Genomic DNA, 13,449 nt, shown 5'->3' with positions numbered 1-13,449 from the left:
GCCAACGAGCGCAACTGCCCGGTGATCGGCTTCCGCCGCTAGTCCGGTCCCCTTCCCACAACGCAAAGACCCCGGGGCATCGCGCCCCGGGGTCTTGTCCTGTCCGGCGGCCGGCCCTTTGTCAGGCCCGCCCATCGGGTGCCGCGGCTACTGGGCGATTTCCCAGGTGACGCTGACGGTGACGCGGTATTCGTTCTCGCCGGAAGCGACCGGAACCGAGGAATCGGCCTTCGGCGCGGCCATCGCCATCTCGGCGCGCATCATCGGCACCGGCGGGGCGGAATAGGAGTTCTCCGAGACCTGGGTGATGCGGCCGAGCGACACGCCGAGCGTCTCGACCATGGCCTCGGCCTTGGCCTTGGCCTTGGCGATGGCGTCCTTGCGGGCGGCGTCGCGGATCGTCTCCTGGTCGTCATTGGTGAAGATCACGTCGCCGCCCTGGTTGACGCCGAGGCTCACCGAACTGTCGAGGATGGCGCCGAGGCGGGAGAGATCGCGGATGCGCACCGAGAGCGAATTGGTCACGGTGTAGCCGACGATCTTCGGCTGTTCGGTGCCTCCGTTCTGGTTCTGCGGATAGACCCAGCGCGGCTGTATCGAGAAGGCGCCGGTCTGCAGGTCGCGCTCGGCGATGCCTTCCTGCTTCATGGCGGCCAGCACCTCGGTCATCGCCGCATTGTTGGCGTCGAGTGCGGCGCGCGCGGTCTCGGCCTCGCGCAGCACGGTGAGCGAGATCAGCGCCATGTCGGGCGCGGCGGCGGCCACGCCTTCGCCGGAGACCGAAATCAGGCCGGGTTCGGGCGCCTTGGCCTCCTGGGCGAAGGCCTGCGGCACGGCCGCGAGCAGGGTGGCGGCGAGCGCGCTGGAAAAAACCATCCGGCGGGCGAGGGGGAAGGATGAGGTCATGAAATGTCTCCGATCTGAGAAGCGATGTCCCTATGGGCAAATGTGTGGCCCGCGAATGTGGACGCATTGCGGCGGCCGCCACCGCCAAGGGCCGCAAAGCCGGTGTGCAAACTCTTGTGATGGCTACCGTTATGGTCTAAACCGCCTGCGTCCGGACCGCCAGTCCGGCCGGGGCCCGCGCCGTCATGCCGCTCGCGCGGCCACGGACGCCGCGCAGACTCCCGGGCCTGTAGCTCAATGGTAGAGCCGGCGGCTCATAACCGCTTGGTTGCAGGTTCGAATCCTGCCGGGCCCACCACACTTTACGGCCATGTCTGGTGAGACTCGGTGTCCGCACCGGTCAGTCCCGGCACCCGGGTGCGCCATCGCCGGGCTCGGCTCGGTCAACATCCTTCGCCCTTTGTTGCGCGCCGGTCGCCCGGTCTGCCGCCTCGGCCCGCATGGCGGAGCGACCGCTGCCGGCGCCATGGGGCTATGAGGCAGGATCAGTGGCTGCCGCCGCCGCCGCCCTCGCCGCCTTCGCCGCCCACGGTCGGCGTCTCGGGGAGGGGCTTTATTTTGGGCGATTTGCTGGGGCCGACGTAGCGCTTCGGATCTGCGTGGGCGTTTTCGTCCGAAACATCCATTCCGAGTTCCCGCGGGCTGCCGCAGCCGCTGCCCGCCGCCGTGGCGGAGAGCGCTCCCAGCAGCACGAGGCGCGAGCGATCGACTTTTTCGTCCCGGTTTGCGGCGCCGGACCGCGCATCTGCATGCCAATTGACCATGATTTGCCCCTTTGCGTCGTTGCATCGGACATATTCCGATAATGAAATATCGAGGAGAGGCGCGGTCTGAATTCATTGACGGACATCAACGGGTCCGCAAAAATGGCTGCGTGAGCCGCCACGCCGATCCGCCCCGGCTTGAGCGGATGGGGTTCGCCCACCGTCGCCCTCCGCCGTCCCGGGGCGGGGCTCACCGGCGGCGCGGCGACCTATCTGGCTTGCGCGTGAGGTTCAGGCGGTGCCGCCGGACAGGGCCTTGAGCCGTGTGTCGCCCGGTGTCGCGGCGACGCAGACGCGGTTGCGGCCCTGCTTCTTGGCTTCGTAGAGCGCCTCGTCGGCCGCCGCCAGCATGGCTTCGCGCGTCGTTGCCGGGCCGGCCAGGCAGGAGACCAGGCCGATGCTGACGGTCTGGCGCGGCGGCGCGTTGGGCAGGGCGTCGAGCGCGGTGAGCCGGACGGCGAGGCGGACGCGCTCGGCGATGGCCAGGGCGCCCGCCCGGTCCTCGCCCGGCAGCAGGGCCACGAATTCCTCGCCGCCATAGCGGGCGACCAGGCTGCCGTCGTCCGGCAGGCCGCCATTGCCAGAAATGGCGGTCTTGATCGCCCGCGACAGCGACAGCAGGCATTCGTCGCCGGCCTGGTGGCCGTAAGTGTCGTTGAAGGATTTGAAGTGATCGACGTCGATCATCATCAGCGAGAGGGCGGAGCGGTCCCGCTGGGCTGCGGCCACGGCCTCGGCGAAGACGCGGTCGAACTTGCGCCGGTTGGCGAGCCCGGTCAGCGGGTCCTCATAGGCCTTGGTGGCCAGGGCTTCGTTGGCGATGCGGAGCAATTCGTTCTTCTCGGTGATTTCGGCCAGCAGCCGGTCGGCGGTCTGCTCGCTGCGGAGCTGGCGCAGCCGGTTCCTGACCATTCGCAGGACGAAGGAGGACAGGAAGGAGAAGTACAAGAGTCCCGCGGGAAGGAAGACGAAGTTGCCGTCGGCGGCGGCGGCGATGCTCAACTGGCCGATGACGAAGGCGATGTTGATGAAGGCCGTGCCGGGCATCATGTAGGCCCTGCCGGCGGCGCCCTGGGCAATGGCGCAGGCCACCGCCACGGTGATGGTCTGGGTGGCCGGGGAGGCGCCGTAAAGCAGCAGGGCGCCGGACAGGCCCCAGCCGAAGCCCGACAGCAGCGATCCGGTGACGAAAAGCCGCATCCATTTCGGATCCAGGGCACCCGGGGCGCGGGCCAGGAAAAGGCGCTCGATGACGATGCGGAAGGCCAGGCACACGAGCGCGACCAGCGTCGCCAGGACGCCGGTCCACACCGCGCCGGAGAGGCCGGCGGTCAGGCTCGCGAGCCCGATCCCGGTTGCGGCGGCAATGTGCGGCTTGCTGCTGTAAAGCTCACGCAGGGTTTCCTCCACCTGCCGGTCGGACGCGATCTCGCGGCCGACGAAGGTGTACGGATTCCACATCTCAAGAAAACGCATGATACCGTGCCTGTCTGGCGTCTTGCGCCGCCGTCGTGCCGCCTTGCCGATGCCTGAAGCGGACGAGGGAGCGGTGGCTGTTTCTGGCTTCCGGCAGCACTATAAAAGCCACCCGTAAACAATGCATTGCCACAAGGACGGAAGGCGGCGCGGACGCGGCGCCGCCGGCGGCCCCGCGGATGCCGGCGTCGGGAATTTTGTGAAGTGATCGGGCGCGGCGGTTGAGGCCCGGCCTCAGTCGATGCCGTTCGCCCTGGCGACGAAATCGGCGAGGTGCGGCAGGTAGTCCTCGGGTCCGTCGCCGCCATTGGCCACCGCGTTGGCCAGGCAGTTCTTGACGGCGCTGGCCATGGTGGTGGAGAGGGTGGCGGCGTTGGCCATGGATTCGACGTAGCGGATGTCCTTGTAGGCATTGCTCAGCGTGAACCTGTGCGCCTCCCGGTTGCCCTCCAGCGCATAGCCCATGAAGGTCTGGTAGAAGCCGCAATCCATCCGCCCGCCGCGGATCACCTTGTCGAAGGCGGCCGCCGGAATGCCGACCTTGCGCGACATCGCTAAGGCCTCGGAATAGAGCGCCGCATAGCCGAGCGAGATGAAGTTGTTGAGCAGCTTCATCTTGTGGCCGTCACCGACGCCGCCGACATGGACGATCTTGCCGGCCCAGGCGGCGATCACCGGCTCGATCCGGGCGAAGACCGCATCGGTGGCGCCGACCATGCAGTCGAGCTTGCCTTCCCAGGCCTCCTTCGGCGTGCGGCTGAGCGGCGCGTCGGCGAAGTCGACGCCGATGTCGGCCAGGTCGGCCGCGAGCCGTTCGGTGACGGTGGGGTCGCTGGTCGAGCAGTCGATGATGACGCTGCCGCGCCTGAGGCCGGGCTTGAGGGCCGCCACGGCGGCGGTGACTTCGGGCGACCCTGTCAGGCACAGGAAGATCATCGAGCTGACGCCCGCCATCTCTTGGAGCGATGCGGCCTCGGTCGCGCCGCGGCCGAGCAGATCCTCGACCGGGGCGCGGTTGCGATGGGCGTGCACGGTCAGCGGATAGCCCTTCTCGACGATGTTCTTGGCCATGCCGTGGCCCATCAGGCCGACGCCGACAAAGCCGACGGTTTCCTTTGCGTGCGTCATGTCTCACCTCCGAATGGGATTGCCGGGAAAGGAACCGAACAGAAGGAGCACGGGCGGCCCCGCGGCCCGTCGCGCGATCCCGGTCCGGCGCCGTGCGCTGTTCAGACGCCTCCTGCGCCTACCTTTCCAGTTTGCCGGCCCCGTTGCAAGCGGCGGCGCGGCGGCGTTCCCGATCCGCCCTTGTCCTCCGCAGAAAACCTTCGGAGAAAACTCAGCTTATTGCCGCCGCGGCGGTTGACAGCAAAAGGGCGGATTTATAAACATGATCCAGAAACTCAAGTTTATATCCACCTGGAGGACCTCATGACCCACGCCGCCGCCCCCCGTTTCCTGGCGCTTCTCGCCTCTGTCGCGGCCTTTGCCGCCTTCGCCGCGCCTGCCCAGGCCGAGGGCGAGGTCAACATCTACTCGTCGCGCCACTACGACACCGATGAGCGGCTCTACAGCGACTTCACCGAGGCCACCGGCATCAAGATCAACCTGATCGAGGGCAAGGAAGACGAGCTGATCGAGCGGATGAAGGCCGAGGGCGCCAACAGCCCGGCCGACGTGTTCATCACCGCCGATGCCGGCCGGTTGTGGCGCGCCGACCAGGCGGGCCTGCTGGCCGCGGTCGATTCCGAGGTGCTCAACGAACGGGTTCCCGAGAGCCTGCGCCATCCCGAAGGCCACTGGTTCGGCATTTCCAAGCGCGCCCGGGTGATCTTCTACAACAAGGACAAGGTGAGCGAGCCGCCGCAGACCTACGCCGCGCTGGCCGACCCCAAGTACAAGGGCCTGATCTGCGCCCGCTCCGGCTCCAACATCTACATGCTGTCGCTGCTGGGCGCCTATATCGCCCACAATGGCGATGACGCCGCCAAGCAGTGGGCCCAGGGGCTCAAGGACAATCTGGCGCGCGAGCCGCAGGGCGGCGACACCGACCAGCTCAAGGGCCTGGTCTCGGGCGAATGCGGGATTGCCATCTCCAACACCTACTACTTCGCCCGCGGCGTCGCCGGACAGGTCGACGGGCTCACCGAAGGCATCGACAAGATCGGCATCGTCTTCCCCGACCAGGGCGGCAACGGCACCCATGTCAATATCTCGGGCGCCGGCGTGGCGGCGCATGCGCCCAACCGCGACAACGCGGTCAAGCTGCTCGAATATTTCACCTCCGATTCGGCGCAGTCCTATTTCGCCAACGGCAACAACGAGTATCCGGTGGTCGAAGGCGTCGCAGCCTCCTCGGTGGTCGAGGGTCTGGGCAGCTTCACCGCAGACACGCTCAACCTCAACGAACTCGGCAAGAACCAGGCCCGCGCCCAGGAAATCTACAACGAGGTCGGCTACAAGTAGGCTTGCGCCGACAGCATCACGCTCCGGGGGAATGACCGCTTCCCCGGCGCACGGAAAAGGCCTGGACATTTGGCGTCCGGGCCTTTTTTGTTGGGCGATGCGGCTGCCAGGGGATGTGGACGGGAACCGCCGCGCGTTCTTGTCCGGACCGGGATCGCCATGACGCCGGGCGGGCTGCTTTTCGCCAACATCACGGTGGAAAAGCAGTTGCGCCGCAACGTCTCGCGGCGCGGGCGCTGAGCCGGGCAGGTCCCGGCGTTCTCATGGATGCGACCTGGAAAGGGGAATACGAGAGTGGATGACAAGGATGCGGTGCGCTTGGTTTCGAGCGAGGTGCTTTCCGACGACTGGGGCAAGCTGACGAAACATGAGTATGATCTCAGACGTCGCAGCGGCGAATGGCAACGCCAGACGCGGGAAGCCTATGACCGGGGCAATGGCGTCGCCTGCCTGTTGTTCAACCCCGAGACCGGCTGCGTGCTGCTCACGCGCCAGTTTCGATTGCCGGCGTTTCTCAACGGCGGACAGCTGTCGTTGATCGAGGTTCCCGCCGGACTGCTGGACGGGGCGGAGGCCGCGGAGCGGATGCGAAGCGAGCTGATCGAGGAGACGGGTTACCAGATCGACAAGCTGGGGCATCTTTTCGATGTCTACATGAGCCCCGGATCGGTCACGGAATACCTGGCCTTCTTCGAGGGCGTCTACTCCGACAGCCACCGCAAATCCGAAGGCGGTGGAGACTATGACGAGGGCGAGGACATCGAGGTCCTGCACGTGCCGCTGGCCGACGCCCTCGACATGATCGAAAGCGGCGAGATTCGCGATGCCAAGACCATCATCCTGCTGCAGCGCAAGGCGATCGAGCGGATGAGAGAGCAGGGCCTCTCCCTCTGATGCCCGTGGATATCCCGTCCGTCACGGCCGGGCCGCGCCACTGACATAAAAGCTTCGCAAGGCCGTCATCTGGGGTTCACGCAATCATGGTTCCTGCACGGCCATGCAGACCGGCCAAGCCCAGATCCAGATCGAGAATGTGTCGCGCCTGTTCGGCTCGACGGCGGCGCTCGACGATGTCTCGGTTTCCCTCCGGAAGGGCGAATTCTCGGTGCTTCTGGGACCCTCCGGCTGCGGGAAGTCGACGCTGCTGCGGCTGATCGCCGGTCTCGACGCGCAGACCAGCGGCGCGATCCGCATCGGCGGCGCCGATGTCGGCGGCAAGGCGCCCAGCCTGCGCGAGCTGTCGATGGTGTTCCAGTCCTACGCCCTGTTTCCCCACCTCACGGTGCTCGAGAACATCGTCTTCGGGCTCAGGGTCCGCGGCGTCGCCAAGGCCGAACGCATGAAGCGGCTCGACACCGTGGCCGCGATGATGGGCCTGTCGCAGCTTCTTGCCCGCAAGCCCTCGGAGCTGTCGGGCGGGCAGCAGCAGCGCGTGGCGCTGGCCCGCGCGGTGATCAGCGAGCGCCCGATCTGCCTGATGGACGAGCCGCTCTCCAACCTCGACGCGAAGCTCCGCGCCGACATGCGCGTCGAGCTCAGGGCGATCCAGCAGGCGCTGGGGCTCACCGTGGTCTATGTGACCCACGACCAGATCGAGGCGATGACCATGGCCGACAGGATCATCGTCATGAATGCCGGCCGGATCGAGCAGGTCGGCACGCCGGAGGAAGTCTATGCGCGGCCCGCGACCGTGTTCACCGCGGGCTTCATCGGAACGCCGCCGATGAACCTGTTTCCAGTCGCCCTGTTTGGGGGCCGGCACGGCGTTCCTCCCGGAACCGGCAAGCATCTGGTCGGCCTGCGTCCCGAAGACCTCTTCCTCGCCGAGACCGGTCCCGAGGCCGAGCTGCGCGGCGTCGAGTATCTGGGCGCCGACCGCCTCGTCTCGGCCCGGCTGGGCGGGACCGACTTCATCCTGCGCCTGCCGGCAAGTGCCGCGCCGCCGCCGGCGCGCTTTGCCCTGGGCTGGGCGCCCGAGCGCCAGAGCCTGTTCGATGCGGCCAGCGGCCAACGGCTGGCCGGGTTCGATTTCGCCTCCCCATCCCCAACCAAGAAGGACTTCACCCATGAGACTGCTTAACGTGTTTCTGGCGACCTCGGCGCTGACGCTGTTCGCGAGCGCGGCTTCCGCCGTCGATCTGGAATTCTATTTCCCCGTCGCCGTCGGCGGCCCCGCCGCCGGCACGATCCAGTCGCTGACCGAAGACTACATGGCCGCCCATCCCGACGTGAAGATCGACGCGATCTACACCGGCTCCTATGCCGACACGACCACCAAGGCGATCACCGCCGTGCGCGGCGGCAACGCGCCGCAGCTCATCATCTCGCTGTCGACCGACATGTTCACCTTCATCGACGAGGAGATGATCGTGGCCTGGGACGCCTATGTCACGGAAGAAGAGAAAGAGAGCTGGATCGGCGGCTTCTACCCGGCCTTCATGGCCAACAGCCAGACCGAAGGCAAGACCTGGGGCATCCCGTTCCAGCGCTCGACCCCGGTTCTCTACTGGAACAAGGAAGCCTTCGCCAAGGCGGGCCTCGATCCGGAAAAGGGTCCGGCCAACTGGGCCGAAATGGTGGAGATGGGCAAGAAGCTGACGGTGAAGGACGCGAGCGGCAACGTCACGCAGTGGGGCGTCCACATCCCGTCCTCGGGCTTCCCGTCCTGGCTCTGGACCGGCATCGTCGCCGGCAATGGCGGCCTGCTCGCCGATGACACCGGCACCAAGGTCACCTTCAATTCGGACGCCGCCGTGGGCGCGCTCGAAGCGCTGGTGGCGCTGTCGGCGACCGACGGCGTGATGGCGCCCGGCATCCTCGACTGGGGCGGCACGCCGAAGGCCTTCTTCGAAGGCCAGGCGGCGATGATCTGGACGACGACCGGCAACCTCACCAATGTGCGCACCAACGCGCCCTTCGATTTCGGCGTCGGCTTCCTGCCGGGTCTCACCAAGAACGGCGCCCCCACCGGCGGCGGCAATTTCTACCTGCTCAAGGGCTCGACCGACGAGGAACTGCAGGCGGCTGCCGACTTCGTCAAATGGGCGACCGCTCCCGAGCAGGCCGCCAAGTGGACGATCGCCACCGGCTATGTCGCGCCGCGCCCCGACGTCTGGGAAACCCAGACGATGAAGGACTACGTCAAGGACTTCCCGCAGGCGCTGGTGGCCCGCGACCAGCTCGATTATGCGGTCGCGGAACTCTCGACCTTCGAGGGGCCCAAGGTGACGCAGCTCCTCAACTCGGCGCTCGAAGCCGCGATCACCGGCCAGAAGTCGCCCAAGGAGGCGCTCGACGCCGCCCAGGCCGAAGCCGACGCGATCCTCGCCGCCTATCGCTGATGCCCTCCCGGCGGGGCGCACCCTGGCGTGCGCCCCGCCATTTTCCGTTTAGGATCGTCCATGAACCGCCGCACCTGGATTCATGCCTGGCTCATGCTGCTGCCGGCGTTCGTGTTCCTGATCGCCTTCACGCATCTGCCCGCCGTCACCACCCTCATCGACAGTTTCTGGACCACAGGTAAGGGGCGTCGCGCGGCGGTGTTCACGGGGCTCGGCAACTACCGGAAGATGCTCGAGGATCCGATCTTCATCAAAGCGATGGTCAATTCCGCGGTCTATGCGGCGATCACCATTCCCGCCTCGATCCTGCTGTCGCTCGCCATGGCGCTGCTGGTGCACCGCTCGTTCAGGGGTGTGAGCCTGATGCGGATGGCGTTCTTCACGCCGACCGTGCTGCCGCTGATCGCGGTCGCCAATATCTGGCTGTTCTTCTATGCGCCGGGCTTCGGCCTGATCGACCAGATCCGCCTGGTCGTCGGCCTGCCGTCGGCCAATTACGTGGGCCAGCCCGACACCGCGCTCTATGCCGTGGCCGCGGTGACGATCTGGAAGGAGGCCGGGTTCTTCATGATCTTCTTCCTGGCCGCGCTGCAGACGATCCCGCAGTCGCTGCGCGAGGCGGCGGCGATCGAGGGCTGCGGCCGCTGGACCTTCTTCCGCCTGGTGACGCTGCCGCTGATCATGCCCACCACGCTGTTCGTGTCGGTCAATGCGGTGATCAACGCCTTCCGGCTGGTGGACCATGTCTTCGTCATGACCAAGGGCGGGCCCGACAGCGCCACCATGCTGCTGCTCTATTACATCTTCGAAACCGGCTTCCGGTTCTGGGACACGGCTTACGCGGCGGCGCTGACGGTGGTGCTGATCGCCATCCTCTCGGTGGTGGGCATCGGGCAGTTCTTCCTCGCCGACAGACGGGTGCACTACAAATGATCGGCGAGACCCTGTTCGACCGCGTGCTGATCCGCGGCGGCGGCGCGCTGCTGGCGTTCGTGTGGATCCTGCCGCTGCTCTACGCGATCTGGGCCGCGTTCCATCCCGCCGCCTTCGAGGCGCGGTTCGACCTCACCGCGCCGCTGACGCTCGACAATTTTGCCTCCGCCTGGTCGCAGGCGCCGTTCGCGCGCTATTTCCTCAACACCATCCTGCTGGTCACCATGATCCTCGTCGCGCAGCTTGTGCTGTGCACGCTCGCGGCCTTCGCCTTTGCCCGGCTGGAATTCCCCGGCAAGACGATCCTGTTCACGCTGATCCTGATGCAGCTCCTGGTGATGCCCGACATCCTGCTGGTCGAGAACTACAAGACCATGCGGGCGCTGGGCCTGGTCGACACGATCATCGCCATCGGGCTGCCCTATTTCGCCTCGGGCTTCGCCATCTTCCTGTTGCGCCAGACCTTCATGACCATCCCGCGCGAACTCGACGACGCGGCGCGGGTGGAGGGCTGCTCGCTCCTGGGGTTGTTGTGGCGGGTCTATGTGCCGCTGGGCAAGCCGGCGATGCTGGCCTTCGGGCTTGTCTCTGTCAGCCATCACTGGAACAATTTCCTCTGGCCGCTGATCATCACCAATTCGGTCGAGACGCGCCCGCTCACCGTCGGCCTGTCGATCTTCGCCACCACCGACAGCGGCACCGCATGGGCGGTGATCAACGCCGCCACGCTCATGACCTCGGCGCCGCTGCTGCTGGGGTTCCTGCTGTTCCAGCGCCAGTTCGTGCAAAGTTTCATGCGCGCCGGCATCAAATAAGGACTGATCCGATGACCCTTTCGACCTTCGGCGCGGCCGTCAAATTCGACGGCTACACGACCCTGCGGGACTGGATCTGCGAGGCCGACCGGCCGATCGAGATCCAGGATTTCGTCTTCCCGGAGGTGATCGCCGGCGATTGCTCGGAGCTCGTCGGCAAGTACAGAACCGCGCTGGCGCCGCATCGGGGCGAGCGCGGCATCCACGGCCCGTTCTTCGGGCTCGATCTCGCCAATCCCGACCGCGCCATCCGCACCGTGATCCAGGAGCGGTTCCTCAAGGGGCTGGAGATCGCCGAAAGCCTGTCGGCCACCCACATGGTGATCCACAGCCCGTTCACCTACTGGCACGTGCTCAACCGGCGCAATTATCCCGACATCGAGCGGTCGATGTTTGCGGCGGCCGCGGACTGTCTCGAACCGGTGCTCAAACGCGCCGCCGGCATCGGCTGCACGCTGATGCTCGAAAACATCGACGACACCGATCCGGCGACGCGGGTGGATCTGGTGCGCGCGATCGGCCATCCCAACCTCAGGGTCTCGATCGACACCGGCCATGCCGATCTCGCCCATGGCCGCTACACCGCGCCGCCGGTCAATGACTTCATCGACGCCGCGGCGGGCCACCTCGGCCATGTCCACCTGCAGGACGTCGACGGCTATGCCGACCGCCACTGGCATCCAGGCGAGGGACGCATCCACTGGCCGCCGCTGCTCGCGGCCCTGGACGCGCTCGCCGAGACGCCGCGGTTGATCCTCGAGGTGCGGCGCAATCCCGAGCGGCTCCCTTCCACGGTGCGCTGGCTGGAAAGCCTGCTTTCCTCCGACGGGCGGGGATGATGGTCGCGATGTCAAAAGGGCGTTGCCAAAGCAGGTCGCATCAGGCCAAAAATAGACCAAGGGAGTCGCTCGACATCTCAAGGGGCAGGGTCTCGGGTCCATGCAGGAAACGCTTTCACATTCGGATCGACTTCTGAACCTGCTGGACAAGGCCTATGACGCGCCTTTTCGTCCGGACAGCTTTCATGACCTGATGGAGGCCGCGCATGATTTCTACTTCATCAAACCGGATGATTTCTCCGCCCATGCGCTGACGGCGGCCGACTACGAGAACAACGAGACCATTTCCAGCCATCTCGCCCGCATCGAGCGGCTGCTCGACGAGCGCGAGCTGGAGAACAGGTCGCATCCGAGCAATATCGCCAGCCCGGCGCTCAGCACGCTGCTGATCGATCCGGCGACCGGGATGGTGGAGGGGAATGCCCGGGCGAAGGATTTTTTCGGCCAGGACTTTCCGGTCCCGATCCGCAAGCTAAACCTTGAACCCGCTTGCCGGGCGGAATTGCAGAAACTGGCCAAGGGCGCGGTTGCGACCGGCGGGTTCAACAATCAGATCTGCCTGATCAGGCGCAAGGACGACGCGGCGGCGCATCTGGCCAAATGCGGCAAATGGGTGAGTGCGGAAGCCGCCCGCGGCACCGGCTCCCGCGGCCTGGCGGTGTCGATCGTGCATTTCGAGTGGACCGTCGAGGCGCTGGAGTTCTGCCAGTCGATGTTCGACCTGTCGGTGTCGGAGACCCATGTGCTCGCCGCGCTGCTCAACGGCATGTCCCAGACCGAGATCGCCGAGGCGCGGTGCCGGAGCGTCGAAACCATCAAGACGCAGTCCAAGGCGATCCTGCGCAAGTCCGGCTGCCGCAAGATCACCGACCTTCTGGTTCTCGCCACGACCTACGGGCTGCTGGTCGATCCGGGGAAGAGCCAGCCCGCCAGCCCGCGCGTCGAGACGGCGGCAATCGCCCGGCCGGACAGGACGTTCATCCGTCCCGACGGCCGCAGGATCAGCTACGGCGTGTTCGGCGATCCCGCGGGAAAGCCGGTGCTGTTCATCCACGGGCTGGTCCAGGGTCCGTTCTTCCCGGCCGACATGATCGAAGCCTTCAGGCGGGACGGCATCCAGATCATCGCGCCGTCGCGGCCGAGCTTCGGACTGACGGATGCGCCGCAAAACTGGGATGACTTCAACCAGGTGGTCATCGACGACGTGATGCTGCTCCTGCCCCAGATCACCCGCGAGCCGGTCACCGTGGTGGCGCATCAGGGCGGAGTCAGCCATGCCTGCCGGATCGCCCACGCGCTGGGCTCCCAGACCAGGAACATGGTGATGGTGAGCGCGGGCATTCCCATCGATGAGAAGAAACATCTGCCGCACATGAGCATGCAGACCCGGATTGCCGCGCTCGGAGTCAAGTACACGCCGCGGATCCTCGAGACGATGATCCATATCGGCATCGTCAACTGGCTGCGCAAAGGCCTCAAGCCCTATGCCGAGCACCTGTTCTCGAACTCGCCGGTGGACCTCGCCCATTTCGAGGATCCGCGCATCTACGCCATCTGCGAGGCTGGAATCCTGCACATGATCGAACAGGGCGCGAAGGCCATCATCTACGACGGCAAGGCCGCCATGGCCGATTGGGAGGCCGACTACCTCAGGCTCACATGCCCGATCACGTGGCTGCACGGCGCCCAGGACCCGATCATTCGCGCCGATTTCCTGGAGGAGTTCGTCGCCTCCCATGGCGGCGCGCCCGTCGAACTGGTCGAGAACGGCGGCAACACCATGCATCTGTCGCACAGCGATATCTTCCACCGGGTCATCGCCGAGGCGGTCGCCGGCTGAAGCGTGTCGCGTCCAAGGACCAGTTCGAACGCGACACGCTTGCAATCACCCTTCGCAGGATGAACCGGG

The 13,449-nt window shown here is 66.2% G+C and carries 12 protein-coding genes and 1 tRNA gene; 9 read left to right on the top strand and 4 right to left on the bottom strand.

What is annotated here, in order from left to right; translation table 11 throughout:
• Positions 1–147: 147 nt before the first annotated feature.
• Positions 148–906 (bottom strand): SIMPL domain-containing protein, encoded by a 759-nt coding sequence (locus LL06_RS23925; protein WP_035532970.1) that lies wholly within the window; start codon positions 904–906, stop codon positions 148–150.
• Positions 907–1,129: 223 nt separating this feature from the next.
• Here LL06_RS23925 and LL06_RS23920 point away from each other — a divergent pair.
• Positions 1,130–1,204: transfer RNA gene (locus tag LL06_RS23920), tRNA-Ile, on the top strand.
• A gap of 187 nt (positions 1,205–1,391) precedes the next feature.
• Here the strand turns inward: LL06_RS23920 and LL06_RS23915 are convergent.
• From LL06_RS23915 to LL06_RS23905, 3 genes are all read right to left on the bottom strand, one after another.
• Positions 1,392–1,670, bottom strand: coding sequence for a hypothetical protein (locus tag LL06_RS23915; RefSeq protein ID WP_035532968.1), 279 nt, complete (start codon positions 1,668–1,670; stop codon positions 1,392–1,394).
• Between the two features lie 231 nt (positions 1,671–1,901).
• Entirely contained in the window at positions 1,902–3,146 is a 1,245-nt protein-coding gene (locus LL06_RS26610) for a GGDEF domain-containing protein (RefSeq protein ID WP_052161877.1), read from the bottom strand.
• Positions 3,147–3,380: 234 nt separating this feature from the next.
• On the bottom strand, positions 3,381–4,274 hold the full coding sequence (locus LL06_RS23905) for an NAD(P)-dependent oxidoreductase (protein ID WP_035532966.1): 894 nt from the start codon (positions 4,272–4,274) through the stop codon (positions 3,381–3,383).
• Between the two features lie 303 nt (positions 4,275–4,577).
• Here LL06_RS23905 and LL06_RS23900 point away from each other — a divergent pair, with 303 nt between their 5' ends.
• From LL06_RS23900 to LL06_RS23865, 8 genes are all read left to right on the top strand, one after another.
• Positions 4,578–5,612, top strand: coding sequence for a Fe(3+) ABC transporter substrate-binding protein (locus tag LL06_RS23900; RefSeq protein ID WP_035532964.1), 1,035 nt, complete (start codon positions 4,578–4,580; stop codon positions 5,610–5,612).
• Positions 5,613–5,906: 294 nt separating this feature from the next.
• Complete coding sequence (locus LL06_RS23895) at positions 5,907–6,506, top strand: NUDIX domain-containing protein (RefSeq protein WP_035532962.1); 600 nt, start codon at positions 5,907–5,909, stop codon at positions 6,504–6,506.
• A 103-nt stretch (positions 6,507–6,609) separates the two neighbouring features.
• A complete protein-coding gene (locus tag LL06_RS23890; RefSeq protein WP_052161875.1) occupies positions 6,610–7,692 on the top strand; it encodes an ABC transporter ATP-binding protein in 1,083 nt (360 codons plus the stop codon).
• On the top strand, positions 7,679–8,953 hold the full coding sequence (locus LL06_RS23885; RefSeq protein WP_035532960.1) for an ABC transporter substrate-binding protein: 1,275 nt from the start codon (positions 7,679–7,681) through the stop codon (positions 8,951–8,953). The genes LL06_RS23890 and LL06_RS23885 overlap by 14 nt, the downstream gene beginning before the upstream one ends.
• A 60-nt stretch (positions 8,954–9,013) precedes the next feature.
• Positions 9,014–9,886 (top strand): sugar ABC transporter permease, encoded by an 873-nt coding sequence (locus tag LL06_RS23880; RefSeq protein ID WP_035532958.1) that lies wholly within the window; start codon positions 9,014–9,016, stop codon positions 9,884–9,886.
• Positions 9,883–10,701 (top strand): carbohydrate ABC transporter permease, encoded by an 819-nt coding sequence (locus LL06_RS23875; RefSeq protein WP_035532956.1) that lies wholly within the window; start codon positions 9,883–9,885, stop codon positions 10,699–10,701. Before LL06_RS23880 ends, LL06_RS23875 begins: the two co-directional genes overlap by 4 nt.
• An 11-nt stretch (positions 10,702–10,712) precedes the next feature.
• Complete coding sequence (locus tag LL06_RS23870) at positions 10,713–11,540, top strand: sugar phosphate isomerase/epimerase family protein (protein WP_035532954.1); 828 nt, start codon at positions 10,713–10,715, stop codon at positions 11,538–11,540.
• Between the two features lie 100 nt (positions 11,541–11,640).
• Positions 11,641–13,380, top strand: a complete 1,740-nt coding sequence (locus tag LL06_RS23865; protein WP_035532952.1) for an alpha/beta fold hydrolase — start codon at positions 11,641–11,643, stop codon at positions 13,378–13,380.
• The last annotated feature ends 69 nt before the right edge of the window (positions 13,381–13,449 follow it).

Source organism: Hoeflea sp. BAL378 (genome assembly GCF_000759435.1).
GTDB lineage: Bacteria > Pseudomonadota > Alphaproteobacteria > Rhizobiales > Rhizobiaceae > Hoeflea.
This window is presented reverse-complemented; position numbering and strand designations above follow the sequence as displayed.

What these genes read in the sequence shown, in the direction of transcription:
- LL06_RS23925 (WP_035532970.1), bottom strand. Translation starts at nt 906, where the DNA reads ATGACCTCATCCTTCCCCCTCGCCCGCCGGATGGTTTTTTCCAGCGCG.
- LL06_RS23915 (WP_035532968.1), bottom strand. Translation starts at nt 1,670, where the DNA reads ATGGTCAATTGGCATGCAGATGCGCGGTCCGGCGCCGCAAACCGGGAC.
- LL06_RS26610 (WP_052161877.1), bottom strand. Translation starts at nt 3,146, where the DNA reads ATGCGTTTTCTTGAGATGTGGAATCCGTACACCTTCGTCGGCCGCGAG.
- LL06_RS23905 (WP_035532966.1), bottom strand. Translation starts at nt 4,274, where the DNA reads ATGACGCACGCAAAGGAAACCGTCGGCTTTGTCGGCGTCGGCCTGATG.
- LL06_RS23900 (WP_035532964.1), top strand. Translation starts at nt 4,578, where the DNA reads ATGACCCACGCCGCCGCCCCCCGTTTCCTGGCGCTTCTCGCCTCTGTC.
- LL06_RS23890 (WP_052161875.1), top strand. Translation starts at nt 6,610, where the DNA reads ATGCAGACCGGCCAAGCCCAGATCCAGATCGAGAATGTGTCGCGCCTG.
- LL06_RS23885 (WP_035532960.1), top strand. Translation starts at nt 7,679, where the DNA reads ATGAGACTGCTTAACGTGTTTCTGGCGACCTCGGCGCTGACGCTGTTC.
- LL06_RS23880 (WP_035532958.1), top strand. Translation starts at nt 9,014, where the DNA reads ATGAACCGCCGCACCTGGATTCATGCCTGGCTCATGCTGCTGCCGGCG.
- LL06_RS23875 (WP_035532956.1), top strand. Translation starts at nt 9,883, where the DNA reads ATGATCGGCGAGACCCTGTTCGACCGCGTGCTGATCCGCGGCGGCGGC.
- LL06_RS23870 (WP_035532954.1), top strand. Translation starts at nt 10,713, where the DNA reads ATGACCCTTTCGACCTTCGGCGCGGCCGTCAAATTCGACGGCTACACG.
- LL06_RS23865 (WP_035532952.1), top strand. Translation starts at nt 11,641, where the DNA reads ATGCAGGAAACGCTTTCACATTCGGATCGACTTCTGAACCTGCTGGAC.